Origin of the sequence: Microbacterium faecale, assembly GCF_014640975.1 — a bacterium.
Classification (GTDB): Bacteria; Actinomycetota; Actinomycetes; order Actinomycetales; family Microbacteriaceae; genus Microbacterium; species Microbacterium faecale.
In genome coordinates this window covers 1,814,617-1,835,973 of sequence record NZ_BMHO01000001.1, presented here as the reverse complement: position 1 = coordinate 1,835,973, position 21,357 = coordinate 1,814,617, and the positions used below count along the sequence as shown (strand labels likewise).

The 21,357-nt window shown below is 68.6% G+C and carries 19 protein-coding genes and 1 tRNA gene; 7 read left to right on the top strand and 13 right to left on the bottom strand.

From position 1 onward, the window contains the following. Positions 1–152 precede the first annotated feature (152 nt). Both IEW87_RS08650 and IEW87_RS08645 read left to right on the top strand, forming a co-directional pair. Positions 153–1,139, top strand: coding sequence for a DNA topoisomerase IB (locus IEW87_RS08650; RefSeq protein ID WP_229731045.1), 987 nt, complete (start codon positions 153–155; stop codon positions 1,137–1,139). A 127-nt stretch (positions 1,140–1,266) separates the two neighbouring features. Further along, complete coding sequence (locus IEW87_RS08645) at positions 1,267–2,466, top strand: zinc-dependent alcohol dehydrogenase (RefSeq protein ID WP_188711846.1); 1,200 nt, start codon at positions 1,267–1,269, stop codon at positions 2,464–2,466. Between the two features lie 31 nt (positions 2,467–2,497). Here IEW87_RS08645 and IEW87_RS08640 read toward each other — a convergent pair whose 3' ends face one another. The 12 genes from IEW87_RS08640 to prfB form a co-directional block, all read right to left on the bottom strand. After that, complete coding sequence (locus IEW87_RS08640; RefSeq protein WP_188711845.1) at positions 2,498–3,982, bottom strand: aldehyde dehydrogenase family protein; 1,485 nt, start codon at positions 3,980–3,982, stop codon at positions 2,498–2,500. Positions 3,983–4,210: 228 nt separating this feature from the next. Further along, positions 4,211–4,285 (bottom strand) — tRNA-Gln (locus tag IEW87_RS08635). Between the two features lie 91 nt (positions 4,286–4,376). Continuing rightward, complete coding sequence (gltX, locus tag IEW87_RS08630) at positions 4,377–5,882, bottom strand: glutamate--tRNA ligase (RefSeq protein ID WP_188711844.1); 1,506 nt, start codon at positions 5,880–5,882, stop codon at positions 4,377–4,379. An 11-nt stretch (positions 5,883–5,893) separates the two neighbouring features. Next, positions 5,894–7,117: an MFS transporter gene (locus tag IEW87_RS08625; RefSeq protein ID WP_188711843.1), complete on the bottom strand. Its 1,224-nt coding sequence runs from the start codon at positions 7,115–7,117 to the stop codon at positions 5,894–5,896. After that, complete coding sequence (locus IEW87_RS08620; RefSeq protein ID WP_188711842.1) at positions 7,107–7,874, bottom strand: fumarylacetoacetate hydrolase family protein; 768 nt, start codon at positions 7,872–7,874, stop codon at positions 7,107–7,109. The genes IEW87_RS08625 and IEW87_RS08620 overlap by 11 nt, the downstream gene beginning before the upstream one ends. 4 nt (positions 7,875–7,878) lie before the next feature. Then, positions 7,879–8,976: a branched-chain amino acid aminotransferase gene (locus IEW87_RS08615; RefSeq protein WP_188711841.1), complete on the bottom strand. Its 1,098-nt coding sequence runs from the start codon at positions 8,974–8,976 to the stop codon at positions 7,879–7,881. Positions 8,977–9,012: 36 nt separating this feature from the next. Further along, entirely contained in the window at positions 9,013–10,065 is a 1,053-nt protein-coding gene (locus IEW87_RS08610; protein WP_188711840.1) for a 3-isopropylmalate dehydrogenase, read from the bottom strand. Positions 10,066–10,088: 23 nt separating this feature from the next. Continuing rightward, on the bottom strand, positions 10,089–11,630 hold the full coding sequence (locus IEW87_RS08605; protein ID WP_373285104.1) for an MFS transporter: 1,542 nt from the start codon (positions 11,628–11,630) through the stop codon (positions 10,089–10,091). Between the two features lie 72 nt (positions 11,631–11,702). After that, complete coding sequence (gene serA / locus IEW87_RS08600; RefSeq protein WP_188711838.1) at positions 11,703–13,292, bottom strand: phosphoglycerate dehydrogenase; 1,590 nt, start codon at positions 13,290–13,292, stop codon at positions 11,703–11,705. A gap of 105 nt (positions 13,293–13,397) precedes the next feature. Continuing rightward, positions 13,398–13,754: a hypothetical protein gene (locus IEW87_RS08595; protein ID WP_188711837.1), complete on the bottom strand. Its 357-nt coding sequence runs from the start codon at positions 13,752–13,754 to the stop codon at positions 13,398–13,400. After that, positions 13,751–14,200, bottom strand: coding sequence for a hypothetical protein (locus tag IEW87_RS08590; RefSeq protein WP_188711836.1), 450 nt, complete (start codon positions 14,198–14,200; stop codon positions 13,751–13,753). Before IEW87_RS08590 ends, IEW87_RS08595 begins: the two co-directional genes overlap by 4 nt. Next, complete coding sequence (gene prfB / locus IEW87_RS08585; protein WP_188711835.1) at positions 14,200–15,309, bottom strand: peptide chain release factor 2; 1,110 nt, start codon at positions 15,307–15,309, stop codon at positions 14,200–14,202. The genes IEW87_RS08590 and prfB overlap by 1 nt, the downstream gene beginning before the upstream one ends. A 56-nt stretch (positions 15,310–15,365) precedes the next feature. Here prfB and IEW87_RS08580 point away from each other — a divergent pair, with 56 nt between their 5' ends. Continuing rightward, positions 15,366–16,658: an MFS transporter gene (locus IEW87_RS08580; RefSeq protein WP_188711834.1), complete on the top strand. Its 1,293-nt coding sequence runs from the start codon at positions 15,366–15,368 to the stop codon at positions 16,656–16,658. Positions 16,659–16,661: 3 nt separating this feature from the next. On the opposite strand, the gene IEW87_RS08575 is transcribed toward IEW87_RS08580, so the two are convergent. After that, complete coding sequence (locus IEW87_RS08575; protein WP_188711833.1) at positions 16,662–17,126, bottom strand: MarR family winged helix-turn-helix transcriptional regulator; 465 nt, start codon at positions 17,124–17,126, stop codon at positions 16,662–16,664. Positions 17,127–17,235: 109 nt separating this feature from the next. Here IEW87_RS08575 and IEW87_RS08570 point away from each other — a divergent pair, with 109 nt between their 5' ends. From IEW87_RS08570 to IEW87_RS08555, 4 genes are all read left to right on the top strand, one after another. Beyond that, complete coding sequence (locus IEW87_RS08570; protein ID WP_188711832.1) at positions 17,236–17,706, top strand: MaoC family dehydratase; 471 nt, start codon at positions 17,236–17,238, stop codon at positions 17,704–17,706. Further along, complete coding sequence (locus tag IEW87_RS08565) at positions 17,703–18,617, top strand: SDR family NAD(P)-dependent oxidoreductase (protein WP_229731044.1); 915 nt, start codon at positions 17,703–17,705, stop codon at positions 18,615–18,617. The genes IEW87_RS08570 and IEW87_RS08565 overlap by 4 nt, the downstream gene beginning before the upstream one ends. Positions 18,618–18,621: 4 nt before the next feature. Beyond that, positions 18,622–20,229 (top strand): AMP-binding protein, encoded by a 1,608-nt coding sequence (locus IEW87_RS08560; protein WP_188711831.1) that lies wholly within the window; start codon positions 18,622–18,624, stop codon positions 20,227–20,229. Between the two features lie 123 nt (positions 20,230–20,352). Further along, entirely contained in the window at positions 20,353–21,351 is a 999-nt protein-coding gene (locus tag IEW87_RS08555; protein WP_188711830.1) for an ABC transporter substrate-binding protein, read from the top strand. The last annotated feature ends 6 nt before the right edge of the window (positions 21,352–21,357 follow it).

Here is a 21,357-nt window from a genome sequence, read left to right as displayed (position 1 = left end):
CGTCCCTTCTTCTCGGCGGTCGGAACAAACTAGCGGCGGCACTGCGCACGGTCGACCCCGTTGACGAGAGCGGATCGACCCGGTAATCGTCGGATCATGCACAACGACGGTCGGCCGGTCGCGCTGAGAGGGCCGAGGTGCGGCTGCGGCGCGTGAGTGCTCGTGCGGCGGGCTGGCGCCGGATCCGGCGCGGCCGCGGTTTCGAGTATCGCAACGCGAACGACGCGCGCATCAGTGCGGATGAGCACCTCGAGAGGATCCGCCACCTCGCCATCGCACCCGCCTGGCGCGATGTGTGGATCTGTCCGCGCGCTGACGGGCATCTGCAGGCGACGGGCGTGGACGATGCCGGGCGACGGCAGTACCTTTACCACGAGCAGTGGACCAGCCGAGCGTCGGCGCGAAAGTTCAATCGTGTCCTCCCCTTCGCGCGCGCACTGCCTGCAGCGCGCTCGTCCGTGACGCGCGACCTCCGGAAGAAGCCCGGCCTAGCCCGCGAAACCGTCCTCGCAGCCGCGTTCCGTCTGCTCGATGCCGGTCTGCTCCGGGTGGGCTCAGAACGGTACGCACACGAGAACGGCAGTGTCGGTCTGACCACGCTCACGCAGCGCCACGTCGAGATCGATGGCGACCACGTGAAGCTGCGATTCCCGGGCAAGAGCGGGCAGCCGTGGGAGTCGGTGATCCGAGATCGGGACCTCGCGCGCCTCCTGCGTCAGCTGATCCGCGGCGACCCCGGCGAGCACCTCCTCTCGTGGCACGACGGCGCCGATTGGCGCCCGCTCGCCGCGCGCGACATCAACGAGGACATCCGGAGACGGACGAAGGGAGACTTCTCGGCGAAGGACTTCCGTACGCTGCGCGGCACAGCGGTCGCTGCGCGCAGCCTCGCACGCGCCGGACCGCAACCCACCGCCACCGGCCGTCGCAATGCCGTCGCCCATGCCTTCGGCGAGGTCGCGCGCATCCTCGGCAACACGCCCGCCACGGCCCGATCCGCGTACGTGGACCCACGAGTTGTCGACTTATACGAGCACGGCGAGGTGCTCTGTCACCGCGCAGGGCGCGCGATTGAATCCGAGCTGCTCGAGCTGCTCGACCCCGCCTCCAGACGTGGCAACGACGACACCGTCCCCTGATGCGTCGAGAGACGGCCGACTCGCGCGCGCATACGCTACCGCGCGCAACAGATCCACCCCCTTTGTTCGCGCACCACCCTGCCCGCAGGGTGGTCGGCGACGGTAGCCGCGAAACGGAGGAGAGAACGTGCGTGCACTGACGTGGCAGGGAAAACGGAAGGTGAGCGTCGAGACGGTTCCAGATCCGACCATGACGCAGCCTGACGACGTGATCATCGAGGTGACCTCGACGGCGATCTGCGGGTCCGACCTGCACCTGTACGAGGTGCTCGTTCCGTTCATGGACGAGGGCGACATCATCGGTCACGAAACGATGGGGAAAGTGGTCGACGCGGGCCCGGATGCACATCTGTCGATCGGCGACCGCGTCGTGGTGCCGTTCATCATCTCGTGCGGGACATGTTGGATGTGCAGGCGTGGGCTCACCACGCAGTGTGAGACGACGCAGGTGCGCGAGTATGGGTCGGGCGCCGCGCTGTACGGCTATTCGCGGCTGTATGGTTCGGTTCCCGGCGGCCAGGCCGAGTATCTGCGCGTGCCCCACGCGAATACCAATCCGATCGCGGTGGGCTCAGAGCTGACCGACCACCGCTACCTGTTCCTGAGCGACATCCTCCCCACCGCATGGCAGGGCGTACGCTACGCCGGAGTGGGCGCGGGAGACTCGCTGGCCGTCTACGGGCTCGGCCCGGTCGGTCAGTTCGCCGCGCGTATCGGCATCCATCTCGGCGCGCAGGTGTTCGCCGTCGATCCGGTTCCCGAGCGACGGGCGCTCGCGGCGCGTTACGGCGTGCATGCGTTCGAGCTCACTGACGACGTGAACGATCGGATCCGCGATCTCACCGAGGGGCGCGGCCCGGATGCCGTCGTCGACGCCGTGGGCATGGAAGCACACGGCTCGCCGCTCGGGAAGCTGGCGCACCAGGCCACCGGTCTGCTGCCCGATCCCGCGGCGCGCAAGCTGATGGCGACGGCCGGGACGGATCGTCTGGCCGCACTGCATGCCTCGATCGATCTCGTGCGTCGCGGCGGAACCGTCTCCCTCAGCGGCGTCTACGGCGGCCAGGCGAGCCCCTTGCCGATGCTCACGCTCTTCGACAAACAGGTTCAGCTGCGGATGGGCCAGTGCAACGTCACCGAGTGGATCGATGACCTGCTTCCGTTGGTCGAAGATCCGCTCGACCCGCTCGGAACGGATGACCTCGTGACGCACCGGCTGCCCCTGAGCGAAGCGCCGAGCGCGTATGAGATGTTCCAGCAGAAGAGCGATGGGTGCGTCAAGGTCGTCCTGGATCCGCGTCCACGACGCAGTGAGTCCGCGCTCTGATCCGAGCGCGGACTCACTGGACGGCCGTACGTCAGTGGGCCATGGCGGCCAGAGCCTCTTCGTCGAGGGTCGCGATCGAGCGCGTGTCCTGGAACGCCCGCACACCGTGAACGCCCTGCTCACGGCCGAAGCCCGACAGCTTCATCCCGCCGAACGGGGCGCGCAGGTCGAGGCGCGGGGCACCGTGGTCGTTGATCCAGACGTAGCCGCACTCGAGCTGGGAACCGATCCGCTGCGCGGTCGCCGGGTCCGCGGTCCAGACCGAACCGCACAGGCCGCCCCACGTGTCGTTTGCCGCTGCGACCGCCTCGTCCTCGGTGTCGAACGGGATGACCGGGATGACCGGACCGAACTGCTCTTCGGTCACGACGCGCAGCGACGGATCCGGGTCGATGACGATCGCGGGGCGGACGAAGTTCCCGCCAGCCAGGTCGCCACCCGGGAGCTCGCCGAACTCGCGCACGTCCGCGCCGGCGTCCTTCGCCTCCTGGATGATCTCGTCGACGAACTTCTTCTGCGCCGGCTGGTGCAGCGGTCCCATCGTCGTGCCTTCGTCGAGGCCGTACCCGAGCACGACCTTTTCCAGACGCGATTCGAGGCCAGCGACGAGTTCGTCGAGTCTCGAGCGGTGCACGTAGACGCGCTTGGCGTTCATACAGATCTGGCCCGTGGTGTCGTAGATCCCCGCGAACAGGCGGTCGAGGTGCGTGTCGTCGAGGATCGCATCCTCCGCGAACACCGCCGCATCGTTGCCACCGAGCTCGAGAGTGACGCGCGTCAGCGACGCAGAGGCCATTTCCATCATCTTCTTGCCGCCGTTCACGCTGCCCGTGAAGCACAGCTTCGCGACGTCGGGGCTCTGGATCAGGGCCGACATGTTCTCGTCCTTGCCGGTGACGACGTTCAGGACGCCCGCCGGCAGCTTCTCTGCCACCCGCTGCACCACACGGGTGATCGCCAGCGGCGTCGAGGGCGGCGGCTTCACGATCGTCGTGTTCCCGGCCAGCAACGCGTGCGGGAGCGCGGCGCCGAGGATTGCGATCGGCCAGTTGAACGGCACGATGAGGGAGGCGACGCCGAGCGGCTGGTATCCCACCTGCGTCGTGACGGGGATACCCGGGGCGGGCTCGAGGACCGTACCGCGATCGACGTCGTCGGCGAGCTCGAGCGCGAGGTTCCAGCGCAGCTCGAACACGAGCGCGTCGACCCAGCCCTCCATACGGATCTTGCCATTCTCCTGCGACAGGATCGCGGCGTCCTCGTCGCGGTCGTCGGCGATACCGGCGATCGCGCTCGCCATCGCGGACGCGCGCTCGTGGGCCGAGAGCGCCGACCAGTCGGGGAACGCGGCCTTCGCCGCGGCGATGGCATCGTCGACGTCGTCCGCGGACGCGGATGCGGCCTCGCCGACGACGACGCCCGGCTTACCGGGGTCGGCGACCGCGAGCACCTCGTCGGTGAAGCGTTCCTCGCCGCCGATGTACAGGCCCGTTCGGACCGTGGTGGTATCGCTCATCTCGAACTCCTTCGTTTCGATGTGTGATCCGCCGGTCGGGCAACCGGCGACGAACAACGATGTCGGACGCGCAGACGGGAGTCACTCGCCGGTCATCGGCGAACCGCGCGACGCCTTACGGCCGATCGTATCCGTTGCGGCCGGAGTCGGGGCCGCCGCGCGGCGCCAGAACCGCAAAAGCTCCCCGGAATGATGCGGGGAGCGGGTCTCGCACAGGAGCGAGGATATTGGCTGGGGTACCTGGACTCGAACCAAGAACAACTGAACCAGAATCAGCCGTGTTGCCAATTACACCATACCCCAAGGGCGTTCCGGCTCTCGCCGTCACAAGGGTCTAGCTTACCCGATCGATTTCGGCGGCGCCAATCGCGCCGCGCCGCCGGGCGTGCCCCGCTCAGTCGGCGAGGCGCTCCCCCAGCGTGCGCAGGCGCTGCAGCGTCCGCTCACGACCGAGCAGCTCCATCGACTCGAACAGCGGCGGTGAAACGCGCCGACCGGAGATCGCGACGCGCGGTGCGCCGTATGCCACGCGCGGCTTGAGCTCGAGCCCGTCGACGAGCGCCGCCGCAAGCGCGTCCTGGATCGGTTCGGCGCGGAAGTCCTCGAGGCCCGAAAGCGCCTCGACGCTCGCCGCGAGGATCCGCGGGGCATCTTTGAGCTTCGCGACCGCATCCTCGTCGTAGGCGATGTCGTCGGTGAAGAGGAAGCCGAGCATGTCGCTCGCGTCTCCGAGCAACTGCAGACGCTCCTGCACGAGTGGCGCAGCCGCCTCGAGCAGAGACAGCTCCTCCGCCCCCGGTTCCTCGCCGAGCACGCCGGACCGCTGGAGGTACGGCACGAGCCGCTCGACGAAGGTCGCACCGTCGAGAAGACGCACGTGGTCGCCGTTGATCGACTCGGCCTTCTTCTGGTCGAAACGCGCCGGGTTCGGGTTCACGTCGACGATGTCGAACGCCGCGACGAACTCGTCGAGCGAGAAGACGTCACGGTCGGGCGCGATCGACCAGCCGAGCAGAGCGAGGTAGTTCAGGAGGCCTTCGCGGATGAATCCCTTGTCGCGCTGCAGGAACAGGTCGGCGCGCGGATCCCTCTTCGAGAGCTTCTTCGTGCCGTCGCCGAGCACGAGCGGCATGTGTCCGAATCGCGGGATGAACGATGCCACGCCGGCTTCGATGAGCGCGCGGTAGAGCACGATCTGCCGCGGCGTCGACGGCATGAGGTCCTCACCGCGCAGCACGTGGGTGATGCCCATCAGCGCGTCGTCGACAGGGTTGACGAACGTGTAGAGCGGCACGCCGTTCGGCCGCACGATGACGAAGTCGCTGAAGCTGCCGGCCGGGAAGGTCACGTTGCCGCGCACGAGGTCGTCGTACGTGATGTCCTCGTCCGGCACCTTGAGCCGCAGGGCGGGCGTGCGCCCCTCCGCACGGAATGCGGCCTTCTGGTCCTCGGTGAGGTCGCGGTCGTAGTTGTCGTATCCCTGCTGCTTCGCTCGGCCGTTCGCTTCGTTGCGCGCGTCGATCTCCTCGGCCGTCGAGAAGCTCTCGTACACGAGGCCCTTCTCGAGCAGCCGATCGAGCACCTCGCGATGGATGTCGTGCCGCTCCGACTGGCGGTAGGGCGCATGGGGCCCTCCGACCTCGACGCCCTCGTCCCAGTCGAGGCCGAGCCACCTGAGCGCGTCGATCAGCTGGTCGTAGCTCTCCTGGCTGTCGCGGTTCGCGTCCGTGTCCTCGATTCGGAACACGAGCGTTCCGCCGTGGTGGCGCGCGAAGCCCCAGTTGAACAGTGCCGTGCGAATGAGACCGACGTGCGGCAGACCCGTCGGTGACGGGCAGAACCGAACGCGCACATCGGATCCGGTCGCGCGGGTGGTGAGGGAATCAGCTGCGGAAGACATCACTGTCGATCTTACCGACGGCCCAGAGGAGAAAGCAGACAGACCACCGCGACGACCACCAGCGCGACGAGCGCGAGGCCGCCATATCCGATCCAGGACAGCACACCGCCCGCGCCGATGGCGCCGGTCGCGCCGACGAGGTTCATGATGAGGTCGCTTCTCCCCTGACGTCGCGTGCGGTGCGCCGGCTCCGTCGCCTCCGTGAGCAGCGCGGCGCCCGCGACCGTGGACGCGCTCCACCCGAGGCCGAGCAGCACCAGGGCCGCCGTGACGAGGAGCGTCGAGTCTTGTCCCACGGCCGCCAGGACGAGTGAGACGACGAGGATGCCCTGCCCGAGGAGCACGGTGGCAACCCGGCCGACGCGGTCAGCGAGCATCCCGAAGACCGGCGACAGCGCGTACATGCCCGCGATGTGCAGACTGATGGTGAACCCGATGATGCCGAGCGAGGCGCCGTGATGCTCGAGATGCACGGGTGTCATGGCCATGACCGCGACCATCACGCCGTGTGCGCCGGCGACCGCGAGGATCGCGTACCGCGCGGCGGCCGGGCGATCGACGGGAGCAGCGCGCGTCGCGGTGCTCCCGCTGCGGAGCAGCTGCGCCGCGATCACGAGCGGATCCGGTCGGAGGAACCCGAGATACAGCGCCACCGCCGCGAGCTGCGCGGCGATGGAGAAGACGTAGGGACCGGTCAGCTCCGGCATCCCGAGCGCGCGCCCGATCGCCTCGCCGGGTCCGGTGAGATTCGGTCCGAGCACCGATCCGACGGTCGTGGCCCAGACGACCAGCGACAGGTCCCGCGCCCGAGTCGCGTTCGTCGCGAGGTCTGTCGCCGCGAAGCGGGACTGCAGGTTCGCCGCCTGTCCCGCGCCGATGAGCACGAACCCCGCGATCAGCAGCACGAACGTCCCCGAGGCGGTGGCGGCGACCACGACGAGGATCCCGAGCAGCGCGACGATCATGCCGGTCGTCAGCGAGACGCGGCGCCCGGCCCGTCTCGCCGTCGCGGCGAGCGGAACGGCGATCAGGGCGGCTCCGAGCGTGATGCCGGCGGTGGCGAGTCCCGACAGCGCGTCGTCACCCGAGACGTGTGCCGCCAGCAGCGCGCCGAGGGAGATCGTCACTCCGGTTGCGATGCCGCCCAGCACCTGACCGATGCTGAGCACCCAGACCATGCGGCGCTGGATCCCCCGGATGCGCTCAGGCGTCAGCGTCTCCACGTCAAGCGGCATCGCGCGCGAGATTGCGCAGGATCCCGATTCCGGGAATCTCGACCTCCACGGCGTCGCCGCCGCGGAACGGCCCGACACCGGAGGGCGTGCCCGTCAGGATGACGTCACCCGGCAGGAGCGTGAAGGCCGCCGTGATGTATTCGATCAGCTCCGGAATCGGAAAGATCATGTCCTGGAAGCGACCGCGCTGCACCTCGACCTCGTTGTGCCGCGTGATGACCTCGCCCGATGCGACGTCGAACTCGGTCTCGATGGCCGGCCCGAGGGGACAAAACGTGTCCATTCCCTTGGCCCGCGCCCACTGGCGATCCGGACCCTGCAGGTCACGCGCGGTGACGTCGTTCGCGACCGTGTAGCCGAAGATCACATCCGCCGCGTCGTCGGCGGCGACGTTCTTCGCAATCGTGCCGATGACGACGGCGAGCTCGCCCTCCCACTGCGTGTCGTCGGTCTGCGACGGCCGGACGATCGCGTCGCCCGGCCCGATCACGGCGGTGTTCGGCTTGAAGAACAGCAACGGCTCGTTCGGGAGGTCGTTGTTCAGCTCTTCCGCGTGTGCACGATAGTTGCGACCGACGCACACGACCTTCGAGCGCGGGATCACGGGCGCGAGCAGCGCGACGTCGCCGAGCGATACGCGCTCCCCCGTCGTGTCGAATCCGGCGAACATGGGGTCGCCGGCGAGCACGACGAGGTCCGTCCCGTCGACGATGCCGTACTTGATGGCGTCGTTGTGACTGAACCGGGCGATCTTCACGGCCTCAGCCCAGCTTCGTCAGCCAGCCGTGGCGATCCGCCGCACGACCGTACTGGATGTCGGTGAGCTCTTCGCGCAGCGAGTGGGCGAGGGATCCGCTCGGCTGCTCGTCGACGAAGCCCTCGGCCTTCAGCTCGCCGATCGGCGTCACGACGGCGGCCGTGCCGCACGCGAACACCTCGACGATGTCGCCCGAGGCGACGCCCTCGCGCCACTCCGTGAACGGCACGGCTCGCCGTTCGACGCGGTGTCCGCGATCCTCCGCCAGCTGCAGGAGGGAGTTGCGCGTGACCCCGTCGAGGATGCTTCCGGAGTCGGGGGTGACGAGCGTGCCGTCCTTCTTCACGAACACGACGTTCATGCCTCCCAGTTCCTCGACGTTGCCACGCGAGTCGAGGAAGACCACCTGGTCACATCCCTGTTCGGCTGCCTCGGCCTGCGGGAGCAGACTTGAGGCGTAGTTGCCGCCGGTCTTCGCCGCGCCCGTGCCGCCCTGGGCGGCGCGCGCGTAGTTCTCGCTCAGCCAGATCTTCACCGGGGTAACGCCTCCGGTGAAATACGCGCCGGCGGGGCTGCCGATCACGTAGAAGTCGTACTTCTTCGCCGGGCGCACCCCGAGGAACGCCTCCTTCGCGAACATGAACGGACGCAGATACAGCGTCTGGTCCGCGCCCGAGGGCACCCAGTCGCCGTCCGCCGCGATCAGCTCGCTCAGCGCCTGCAGGAAGATCTCCTCCGGCAGCTCGGGCATCGACAGGCGCCGGGCGCTGCGGTTGAAGCGTCGCGCGTTCTGCTCGGGGCGGAACGTGTAGATTCCGCCATCGGCGTGGCGGTAGGCTTTCAGCCCCTCGAAGACCTCCTGCGCGTAGTGCAGCACGGCGGCGGCAGGATCCAGCGAGATCGGCCCGTAGGGTTCGACACGCGGTCGGTGCCATCCGCCCTTCTCTGACCAGCAGAGGTTGACCATGTGGTCGGTGAAGACGCTGCCGAACCCGGGATTCTCGAGCAGCGTCTCACGCTCGGCGGCGCTCTTCGCCGCGAGGTTCCGGCGAACGAGGAACTGCAGCGGTGCGGAGTCCTCGGCGGGGGCGGTGATGTCCATGGCTTCTTCTTTCTGCGGGGTCGTCGGCGCGCGGTCTCAGGCCGTCAGGCGCGCCACGATGGCGTCGCCGATCTCGACCGTCGATCGCTGTCGGCCGTCGCGCGCGGCGATGTCCTCTTCGAGTGCCCGGTCGACCCTGACACTCTCCTCGGTGAGGCCGAGGTGGTCAAGCAGCAGCGCGATCGATCCGATCGCGGCGGTAGGATCCGCCTTCTGCTGTCCCGCGATGTCGGGCGCCGAACCGTGCACGGGCTCGAACATCGACGGGAAGTCGCCGGCCGGGTTCAGGTTGCCCGACGCGGCCAGTCCGATGCCGCCGGTGATTGCACCGGCGAGATCGGTGAGGATGTCGCCGAAGAGGTTGTCGGTGACGATCACATCGAACCGGCTCGGCGTGTCGACCAGGTGAATGGTGGCCGCGTCGATGTGCATGTAGTCGACGGTGACGGCCGGGTGCGCGCGGGCCACCTCATCGACGATCCGCGTCCAGAGTCGGCCGGCGTTCACCATCACGTTCGTCTTGTGCACGAGCGTGAGCTTGCCGCGACGGCGCTCGGCGAGGTCGAACGCGTACTCGACGACGCGGCGCACGCCGTGGGCTGTGTTCACGCCCAGCTCGTTCGCGATCTCGTGGTCGGTTCCCGGCCGCAGCACGCCGCCGTTGCCGACGTAGGCGCCCTCGGTCCCCTCGCGCACGACGACGAAGTCGACGTCGCCTGGATCCCGCAGCGGGCCCGGTACGCCGGGGAACAGCTTCGAGGGGCGCAGGTTCACGTAGTGATCGAGCGCGAAGCGCAGCCCCAGCAGGAGACCGCGCTCGATGTTCGCGCCGGCCAGGCGCGGATCGTTCGGCACACCGCCGACCGCGCCGAGCAGGATCGCGTCGTGCTGGGAGATCGACGCGAGGTCGTCGTCGGTGAGCACGTCTCCGGTCTCGAGGTAGCGCCCGGCTCCGAGCGAGAAACGGGTCTTGTCGAACGTCACGTCGCTGCCCTGGCTCGCGGCGTCGAGCGCCTTCTCCGCTTCCGCGATGACCTCGGGGCCGATGCCGTCACCCGGGATGACGGCCAGTTTCACGACGCGCGACATGAAGACTCCTTGTCTGTGGCGAATCACCGCGGCTCGACGGCGCGGCGTCTTCCCAGCGTAGCCGCCGAGACGACGCCTGCGATCACCAAGAAGGCGGCCGCGATGAGCGATGTGGCGATCACTCCCCCGTCGAACGCTGCCGCGGCGTTCTCCGAGAGAGCCTGACCGACGGGTCCGCCGATCTCGTCGGCGGCGTTGACTGCCCCCGCCAGCGTCTCGCGGGCGTGCGCGCCCAGGCGACCCGGGACGCCCGCGGGAATCTCGAGCGCAATGCGATACCAGGCGGTGAGGATCCCCCCGAGGATGGACGTGCCGAGCACAGCGCCGAACTCGTACGCGGTCTCGCTGATCGCGCTGGCTGCGCCGGCTCTCTCGGCCGGCGCCGACGAGATGATGAGCTCACCGGACACAGCCTGGGCCGCGCCGAGACCGACTCCGAGCAGGACGAATGCCAGGATGAGCATCCACGTGTCGTGGGCTCCCGCGACCCCGACGAGGACGAGCCCCGCGACGCCGACGACGAGCGTCACGGGCACAACGATGGAGGCGCGGTAACGCCGCGCGAAGGGCACTACCGCGAATCCCGCCGCGATCGCGACGACGGCGCCCGGCAGCAGCGCGAGGCCCGCGTCGAGCGCCGAGAGCCCGGCGATCATCTGCAGGTGCTGCGAGGCGAAGTAGAGGAACCCGATGTAGGCCATGATGCAGGCGAGATTCACGATGAGTGAACCGGTGAACTTCGGTCGCTGGAACAGCGACAGGTCGAGCATCGGATGCGGGATCCGCCGCTGCCGGCGCACGAAGCCCCACCCGAAACCGAGCCCCACCACGAGCGAGAGCACGCCGGCCACGGGAGACTCGGACGCGAGCTCCTTGATGCCGAATGCGAGCGGCGCGAGGGCGAGCATCGAGAGGACGATCCCCCACCCGTCGACGGGCCCGGGGTTCGGGTCGCGACTCTCGCGCACGAGCAACGGCACGAACGCGAGCATCAGCACGAGCACCGGCACCGCGATCAGGAACACGCTCCGCCACGGGAAGTATTCGATGAGCAGGCCGCCCACGATGGGCCCGAGCGCGCCGCCCGCGGCGAAGCTGCCGGACCACGCCGCGATCGCGATGCGCCGCTGATCACGGTTGCGGAAGGTCGAGCGCAGCAGAGACATCGTCGACGGCATGAGCGCGGCGCCGAACACGCCCATCGCGGCGCGCGCGGCGATCAGCGTGCCAGACGTCGGCGCGAAGACGGCCCCGACGGAGACCAGCGTGAAGCCGACAGCGCCGATCAGCAGGATCCGTCGCCGCCCGATACGGTCGCCGAGGCTGCCCGCGGTGACCAGGAGACCGGCGAGGACAAGTGAGTACGCGTCGATGATCCACAGCTGCTCCGCGCTGCTGGGTTCGAGCTCGCGGGCGATGGCCGGCAGCGCGAAGTTGAGGATCGTGTTGTCGATCGACACCAGCAGCACGGGCAGCATCAACACCACGAGCGCGGCCCAGCCGCGCCAGTCGGCGCGCGGACCATCGGTCGCGATCGCATCCGTCGACAAACTCATCGTCGGCATCCTTGTGCAGGGGGCTGGGAAGAACCCGCGCCCCTCGACCGAAGCCGAGGGGCGCGGACATTCATTGGTGATTCAGGCCTCGATGAGCTCGATCTGACGGATCACGCGCGCGTCGATCGCCGATCCGATGGCGTCGACGACGCTCTCGGGAACGCGCTTGTCGACGGTGACGACGCTGAGCGCTTCGTCATCGCCGCCGCGGGAGACCTGCAGACCATCGATGTTGATGCCGTTCTCGCCGAACTGCTCCGCGTAGACCGCGACGACGCCCGGTCGGTCGCGGTACAGGATGACGAGGTGGTGGTCGGCGAGCGGTGCGTCGAGCTCGTATCCGTTGATGCCGACGAGCTTCTGCACCATGCGCGTGCCCGCGAGCGTACCGGCGACACTCAGCACGGTGCCGTCGGCGAGCGTGCCCGTAAGGGTCGTCAGGTTGCGGAACTCGGGGCTGTCCTTCTCGACGGTCAGGCGCGTGTCGATGCCGCGCTGCTCGGCAAGAACCGGCGCGTTGACGTACGACACCTTCTCGCTCACGGTGCCCGTGAGGATCCCCTTGAGCGCCGCGAGCTTGTACACGCTCACGTCGTAGTCGGCGAGCTCGCCGCGCACGTCGATCTCGAGGCTCGTCAGGGCGCTGCGCGAGATGCCGGAGAACACCTGACCGAGCTTCTCGACGAGATCGATGCCTGGGCGCACGAACGGGTCGATCACACCGCCGGCAACGTTGACCGCGTCCGGCACGAGGTCGCCTTCCAGCGCGAGCTTCACCGACCGGGCGACCGACACCCCAGCCTTTTCCTGCGCCTCGACGGTGGATGCGCCCAGGTGCGGCGTGACGACGGCGGACGGCTGGCCAGTCAGTGTCGCGTCGACGGGGGGCTCCTGCGTGAACACGTCGATGCCGGCGCCGGCGATCTCGCCCGCTTCGAGCGCGGCGGCGAGCGCCGCCTCGTCGATGAGGCCGCCGCGCGCGACGTTAACGACGTACGCGGTGGGCTTCATGGCCTTCAGCTGCTCGGTGCTGATCATGCCGGTCGTCTCCGGCGTGCGCGGCATGTGGATCGTCAGGAAGTCGACCTGCGCCACGAGCTCCTCGAGCGAGACGAGCTCGACGCCGAGCTGCTGCGCGCGCGCCACCGTCACGTAGGGGTCGTATGCGACGACGCGCATACCGAATGCCTGCATCCGTTCGGTCACGAGCGCCCCGATCCGGCCCAGGCCGATCACGCCGAGGGTCTTCTCGAACAGCTCGGTGCCGGTGAAGGAGTTGCGCTTCCATTCCCCCGCGGCGAGCGATGCATTCGCGGCGGGAATGCTCCGCGCGAGGCTGATGATGTGACCGCAGGTGAGCTCGGCCGCCGAGATGATGTTCGACGTCGGGGCGTTGACGACCATGACACCGGCCTGCGTCGCCGCCTTGATGTCGACGTTGTCGAGGCCGACGCCCGCGCGGGCGATGACCTTCAGGTTCGGCGCGTGCGAGAGTGCCTCTTCGTCCATCTTCGTCGCCGAACGGATGAGCACCGCGTTCGCCTCAGACAGAGCACCGAACAGCGCGTCGCGGTCGGTGCCGTCGACGGTGCGCACGTCGAAGTCGGGGCCGAGAGCCTCGATCGTTGCGGGTGAGAGCTGTTCTGCGAGCAGGACGACGGGCTTCGACACTATGGTTCCTCCGCGGTGGCACGGCGTTCAGGGGAACGGCCGCGCCCCCGGCGCCGCCGTGGTCAACAGCCTAATGCGCCTCGGAGGATGCTCAGAACCGAGATGTCATTGGAAGACGACGGCGGCGTGCGTGAACAGCGCCTGCACGTTGATCCAGTAGGCGCCGACGATCGAAAGTCCCACCGTGAGAAGGACCGCGAGCTTCCACACCGCGCGGCGGGCGCCCGTGACGACGGCGACCACGAAGATGATCACGGGCAGCACCATTGCCAGGATGAGCGCGATCCACGCGGTCGGCTGGAGGGATCCGCCGAGGACGTTCGTCGCAAGCGAGTTCATCGCGAGGAGGTTGGCCAGGCCTGCCCAGACCGCGTAGGCGTAGAAGAGTCCGAAGATGCCTGCGATCGTCGCAATGATCCATGCGGGCGCAGCGCGGCGCCGGTCGGTTCTGGGGGCGCTCACCCGATCACCCCGACCGTCACGAACGGCCACGGTACGAGCACCAGGGCGCCGATACTGAGGGCGACGAATCGCAGCCACGCCCGCTTCCGACGGGTGAGCAGCAGCGAGGCGCCGAACCAGAATGCCGGGGCGAGGATCGCCAGCACCATGCTCGCGAGATACATCGGATCGGGCACGGACCCCGGTTGGGCGACGATCCAATCGAGGACGCGTCCGGACCCGAGGATCCAGCCGACCGTCCACAGGGCGTAGACACCGCCGAGCACCCCGTAAGCGACCAGCGCGACGTTCCCGGTGCCGGCAACCTCCGTGGTGGTCTCGTCGGTCTCCTGCGGCGCCAGATCGGGCTCGGGCGACGGCTCGGCCGCGTCCGCATCCGCGTCGGGCGTGACAGCGAGGGTGGGGTCGTCGTCCCCGTCCCAGCGGAACGCGTCGTCGTTCGACATCAGTCGTCGTCCGAGCGCTTGCGCCAGCGGATGCCCGCGTTGATCAGCCCTTCGAGATCGCCGTCGAACACCTGATCGGGCTGCGTCATCTCGTAGCCGGTGCGGAGGTCCTTCACGAGCTGCTGCCCATAGAGGAAGTACGAGCGGATCTGGTCGCCCCAGCTTGCCGTGATCGTGCCCGCGAGCTCCTTCTTCTTCGCCGCCTCCTCCTCCTGCTGTAGCAGCAGGAGGCGTGTCTGGAGCAGGCGCATCGCGGCGGCGCGGTTCTGGATCTGCGACTTCTCGTTCTGCATCGAAATGACGATTCCCGTCGGCACGTGCGTGAGGCGCACGGCCGAGTCGGTCGTGTTCACCGACTGCCCACCGGGACCGGAGGAGCGGAACACGTCCACGCGAATGTCGTTCTCGGGGATCTCGACCTCGGTCGCCTCTTCCATGAGCGGGATCACCTCGACCGCGGCGAAGCTGGTCTGACGCTTGTCGGCGGATCCGAAGGGGCTGATGCGCGCAAGGCGGTGCGTGCCGGCCTCGACCGAGAGCACGCCGTATGCGTAGGGGACGTCGACTTCGAACGTCGCCGACTTGATGCCGGCGCCCTCGGCGTAAGAGGTATCGAGCACCTTCGTCGGGTAGCCGTGACGCTCCGCCCAGCGCAGGTACATGCGCAGCAGCATCTGCGAGAAGTCGGTGGCGTCGTCGCCGCCCGCCCCCGCGCGGATCGTCACGACGGCGGCACGCTCGTCGTACTCGCCGTCGAGAAGCGTCTGCACTTCGAGGTCCTGGATCGTCTTGCCGAGGTCGGCGAGCTCGGTGCGGGCCTCGGCCGCAGCGTCCTCATCCTGCATCTCGTTCGCGAGCTCGACCATCACCTCGAGATCGTCGAGGCGAGACACGGCCGACTCGATCTTCCGGACGGCGGCCTTGCGGTGACTGAGCTGACTGGTCACGCGCTGCGCGTTGTCCTGGTCGCTCCAGAGCGCCGGGTCCGCGGCCTCCTGCTCGAGCTCGTCGATCTCGCGACGCCGCGCGTCGAGATCGACCACGTCGAGGATGTTGTCGAAGGTGGTGCGCAGGGCCTGGATGTCGGCGGACAGATCGAGTTCATGCATGACGCTTCAGCCTATCGCGATCGCCGGGCGACCACGCACGAGTAACGTGGCTCGTGATGAACGACGATTCGGCGACGCGGGGCGCCGCAGCCGACGCGATCCGCCGCTATTGGCCCATGATCTACGCGCCGACCGCCCTGTTCTCGATGGGTGAAGGCGCGATCGTTCCCGTGCTGCCCATGATCGCGACGGATCTCGGCGCTACTCTCGCAGCCGCCGCGCTCGTAGCCGCGTGCCTCATCGTCGGACAGCTGTGCGGCAACCTCCCGGCGGGGCTCCTCGTGGAGCGCGCGGGCGAACGGCGCGCGATGGTCGTCGCCTCGATCATCGCGCTCGTCGGCGTCGCCGCAATGTACGCCGCGCCCCACCTCGCGGTGCTCGGCATCGCCACGTTCCTCATCGGAATGTGCGCGGCGGTCTTCCACATCGCGCGTCACACGTTCATGACAGCGCGCGTGCCGTACTCGCATCGTGCCAGGGCGCTCGCCCTCGTCGGCGGCTCCTTCCGCCTCGGCGCGTTCACGGGGCCGGCAATCGCCGCCGGGCTGATCTGGTGGACAGGGCAGGATCGTTCCACCATCATCTTTTTCGGCGTGTGCCTCGTCGGCGTCGGGCTGCTCGTCGCGTTCGGCCCGGACCCGGAAGAGAAGGCACTGGCCGCCGAGCGCGAGGCGCGAGCTCGAGGCGTGGATCACGGCTTCGCCGACACCGGGGAGCCGATCACGGGCGGCATCCCGACCGGCGCGCGCGCCGGCCTGTTTCGCACCATGTGGGACCATCGCGTCGTGCTCGCGCGACTCGGCGTCGCGGGCGCGATGCTGTCCGCCGTGCGCACGGGACGGCAGACGATCCTCCCCCTCTGGGGTCTGTCGATCGGACTGGACTCCGCGAACGTCGCGCTCATCATCGGCCTGGCCGGCGCCATCGAGTTCTCACTCTTCTACGCCAGCGGGCAGGTCATGGACCGGTTCGGGCGCGTGTGGACGACCGTGCCCGCTCAGTTCCTGATGGGCGCGTCGTTCCTCGCGCTGTCGCTGACCCACGAACTGACGACGGCGTCGATGTGGTTCGGAGCTCTCGCGATCGCGGTCGGCGTCGGCAACGGCCTCTCGTCAGGCGCACTCCTGACGCTCGGATCCGATCTCGCGCCCCGCGCGAACACCCCTCAGTTCCTCGGCGCGTGGCGCACGATCACCGACTGCGGTGGGGCGGGAGCCCCCCTTCTCGTGTCCGCCGTCACCGCACTCGCGACCCTCTCCGTCGCTACCGGCGCCGTCGGGATGATCGGGGTGCTGGGCGGACTCGCCTTCCTGAGGTGGGTGCCGCGCTTCCTGCCGCATCCGCGGTGAGCGTCAGTCTGTCGGATCGTCGCTGGCGAGCCGGACGAGCGCATCACGACAGGTGCGCAGCGCGCGCACGAGGTCGTCCTCTTCGGCGGCGTCGAGTCCGGCCGTCATCCGCTCCTGCAGCGCGCGCACGTCCGGTCTGAGCGCGGCGATCCGCTCCCTGCCGGCGTCCGTGAGGAACAGCAGGATCTGACGCCCGTGGGCGGGATCCTTCTCGCGCCGCACGAGCCCCGCGTGGACGAGACCGGTCACCGTCTCTGCCATCGTCTGGGCGCGCACAAAGGATCGGCGTGCGAGCTCGGACGAGGTGATGCCCGGACGGTTCTGCAGCACGTTGATCGCCGTGAAGCCCCCCAGGGAGATCCCGTGCTCACCGAAGAGCTTCTCGAAGGGGCGGCGCATGCCCGCCTCGACTTGCTTGACGAGGTAGACGAGGTAACCCTCGGGAAGGGACGAAGGCAGCGGGTCCATGGGAATCCCCTCGATTATCGCGGATGGTCGGGCGCCTGTCGACGCCATGCCATAGTTTCAGGTAACCTGAATCTTATCCAGTCTGCAACGTCGCTGCTGAGGAGGACGCATGACTTCACAACCCACGGGAACCCTGACGATCCCACTACACGATCTGCCGTCGATGGCCGGACGCACGTTCGGTCCCTCGTCCTGGCGAGTCGTCACGCAGGACGATGTGCAGGCGTTCGCCGACCTCTCCGGCGATCGGAACCCGGTGCACATCGATCCGAACTTCGCGCGGGAGACGCCCTTCGGGCAGACGATCGTGCACGGCTACCTCACCCTCAGCCTCGTCGTTCCGCTGATGGCGGAGGTCTTCGAGGTCACCGACATCGGGGTGGGCATCAACTACGGGCTCGACCGACTCCGGTTCCCCGCCCCCGTTCCGGTCGGGGCACGGATCCGTGTCTCGGGCGAGGTGCTGCGCGTCGAGGAGGTGCCGGGCGGCTACCAGGTCGCCCCGCGCGTCACCTTCGAGGTCGAGGGCGGATCCAAGCCGGCGTGCGTCGCCGACATGGTGCTGAGGTACTACGCATGAACGGCTCGATCGACCTGGCCGGACGCGTCGCCGTCGTGACGGGAGCCGGTCGCGGACTCGGACGTTCGTACGCTGTCGCCCTCGCTCGGGCCGGCGCCGCGGTCGTCGTCAACGACGTCGACGAAGAGTCGGCAGAACAGACGGCGGCGCTCGCACGCGAGGCGGGCGGACGAGCCGCCGTGGTGGTGGCACCCGTCGGATCCGCCGAGACCGCCGACCAGCTCGTCGCCGCAGCCGTGAAGGAGTTCGGGCGCCTGGACGCGATGATCGCCAACGCGGGCGTTTTGCGCGATCGCGTGCTGTGGAAGACAACCGACGACGAGTTCGACACGGTCGTGCGCACCCACCTGCGCGGAGCCTTCACCTGTGGGCGCGCCGCCGCGACGCACTTCCGGGAGGCGGGTCACGCTGGGCGGATCATCCTCATCGGATCGCCGGCTGGCCAGTTCGGCAGCTTCGGCCAGACCGCCTACTCGGCATGCAAGGCGGGCATCGTCGCGATGGCTCGCACCTGGTCGCTCGAGCTCGCTCGCGCCAGCGTCGCCGTCAACGCAGTCATCCCGACGGCCATGACCGCCATGACCGGCACGATCCCGATCTACGCCGACGCGTGGGACGCGTTCCAGCGCGGCGAGGAGCTTCCTCGGGTGATCCGCCGCGAACACGCGCTCGGGTCCCCAGACGACGTCGCGCCGCTGATCGTCTGGCTCGTCTCCGAGGAATCCGCGGACGTGACCGGGCAGGCCATCGGTATCGGCGGCGACCGCCTCACCCTCTTCGCCCATCCGGTTCCGCTCGAGACGCGAGACCGCGATGACGGCTGGAGCGCAGAGGAGATCCGCGATGTCTGGAACGCCGAGCTCGCGCCGCACGCCCAGCCATCCGGCCCGACGTTCGCTCCGCTGGACTGACGCCATGCAGGGACACTACGCAGATCTCTGGCACCGGATCGCGCTGGCCGCACCGGATCTCCCCGCCATCGTCACGGTGGGCGAGGGCACGCTCACGAACGCCGAGTTCGATGACGCCGCCGCGCGCTTCGCCGCCCTGCTCGCCGAGCTGGGCATCTCTCGCGACGGCAAGGTCGCGATCCTCCTTCAGAACCGACCCGAGTGGCTCATCGCCTTCGCTGGCTGCCTGCGCGTAGGCGTCGTCCCGGTGCCGCTCAACTTCCGTTACCGCGCGCATGAGGTCACCGCCCTCCTGGAGGACTGCGATGCCGAGGCTCTCGTGTACGGAGGAGGTCTCGCCGAGGTCGCAGCCGAAGCGACGGGGGAACTCACGAACCCCGTCGCCCTCCTTCAGGTGCAGGACGTCGACGCTCCGCTGCTGCCCGGCGCGCGCGACTTCGCGGACATCGCGGACCTCGCGCCGCTCCCCCACGAGGACGCGGTCGACGGGGAGTTCTTCATCTACACGGGCGGCACGACAGGCGCGCCCAAGGCCGCCATGTGGGGCGTGCAGCAGATGCTCGAGATGCAACTCTACAACGCATATCTCACCGCCGATCTGCCCCTCCCCGAGTCGGCCGACGACGTGGTGCGGATGGCGACGGATCCCGAAACCCCACGGATCGCCGCGCTCGCGCTCTCGCCGTATATGCACGGCACCGCGCTGACGAGCGTCATCAATGCGCTGCTGCTGGGCGGATCCATCATCGTGCTGCCGATGCCGCGCTTCGACGCCGAGCGCGCCGTGCGCGCGATCATCGACCACCGCGTCACGCGGGTGGCCGTCGCGGGAGACGCGATCGCGATCCCGCTCCTCGAAGCCGCGGCGAAACTCGGGGTGGAAGAGCTCCCCGAGCTGACCTCGATGATCTCGGCGGGTATGCGATTCAGCGACGACACGAAGCGGCGCCTGCACCAGCTCGCGCCGAACCTGGTGATCTCCGACATTCTCGCTTCGACCGAGGGAGGCGCGGTCGCGCTGAGCATCTCTCGCTCCGCGGCGGACGTGCCGGTGCGGTTCGTGATGACGCCGGGCACCGTCGTGCTCGACGACGAACGCGAGGAGGTGCAGGACATCCCGGGCGCCGTGGGCCGGATCGCCTTCACGGGAGGCATGCCGCGCGGCTACTACAAGGACACCGCGAAGACCGCGGCGAACTTCGTGGAGATCCGCGGCAAGCGCCACATCATCGCCGGCGACCTCGTCCGGGTACTCGAAGGTGGCGAGATCGACCTCCTCGGACGCGGCGCGGCCGTCGTGAACTCCGGGGGCGAGAAGGTCTACCCCGCCGAGGTGGAGGCGTCTCTGATGCGCTTCGGCGTGATCGACGACGCCATTGTGCTCGGCATTCCCGACGCGCGGTGGGGAGAGTCGGTCGCGGCCGTCGTCGCCACGGAGGCCCCCGATCAGCTCGACGTGCGAGCGCTCGCGGACCACGTGAGCGCGGAGCTTGCGGGCTTCAAGAAGCCACGGCGGATCCTCGTCGTGCGCGATCTCGAACGCAGTCCCACGGGCAAGGTCGATCTTGCGATCATGCGCGAGCGCACGGTCGCGGAGGGGCAGGCAGTCTGAGTCCATTCCGTGATCTTCAGCCTCTTCCCGACGCGCTCTGTTTCAGGTAACCTGATATTGAGGAATCGTCACCAGACGGACTCCTCACCCGAGATCCACGCTCAAGGACGAGATGAGGACCACATGACGTACCCACTGAAGCGTGTCGCAGCTCTCGCTGCGGTCGCGACGCTCGCCGGCGTTCTCGCCGGCTGTGGCGGATCCGACTCCCCCGCTGGCGGCGGCGAGGCGCCCGATCCGGACAGCCCAACTCCGATCACGGTGGGCTCCCTTCCCGCCGGCGACTATGCCCCGCTGTACATCGCCGACCAGGAGGGCTTCTTCGAAGAAGAGGGCCTGGACGTCACGATTGAGACGATCGCCGGCGGCGCGGTCGGCGTGACGCAGCTCGTCTCCGGCGAGCTCGAATTCACCTCCGCGACGTGGACGAACACGCTCGCGGCCGTCGCGCAGGGCCTCGAGGTCGTCGTCGTCCGGGAGGGCACGGACTCCAGTAAGGCCGGCATCAACGGTCTGCTCGTCGACGAGAGCGCCGGATTCTCGTCGATCGAGGACCTTCGCGGCGAGACGCTCGCGGTCAACACCCTGCAGTCGGCCACCGAGGTCCAGCTGCGCGACTGCCTCGCGACGGGCGGACTCGCCGCCGATGACTACGAACTCGTCGAGGTGCCGTTCCCCGAGGTCGGCGCCGCGGTCCTCCAGGACCGCATCGCGGGCGGATTCGTGCCCGAGCCGTTCATCACGATCGGTGCCCCGGAGGGGCTCGTGAGCCTGTTCGACCCATCCGTCTGCAACGAGCGTCAGGAGAACAGTCCGCTGATCACGTGGGACGCGTCGAAGGCGTGGGCGGAAGAGAACCCCGAAATCGTCGACGCGTTCGTGCGAGCCATGGACAAGGCGACGCAGCTCGCGATCGACGACCCCCAGGTCGTCGTCGACATCCTTCCGACATTCACGACGCTGACGCCCGAGATCGCCGGAGAGCTGGTGCTGCCGAGCTTCGTCGAGGACGGCACGCCCAGCGTCGAGGGCGCCGAGCTCACGCAGGAGCTGATGCTCGAATACGAGCTGATCGACTCGCCGATCGAGGATCTGTCGCAGTACGCGTGGCAGGGCGAGTGATCTCCA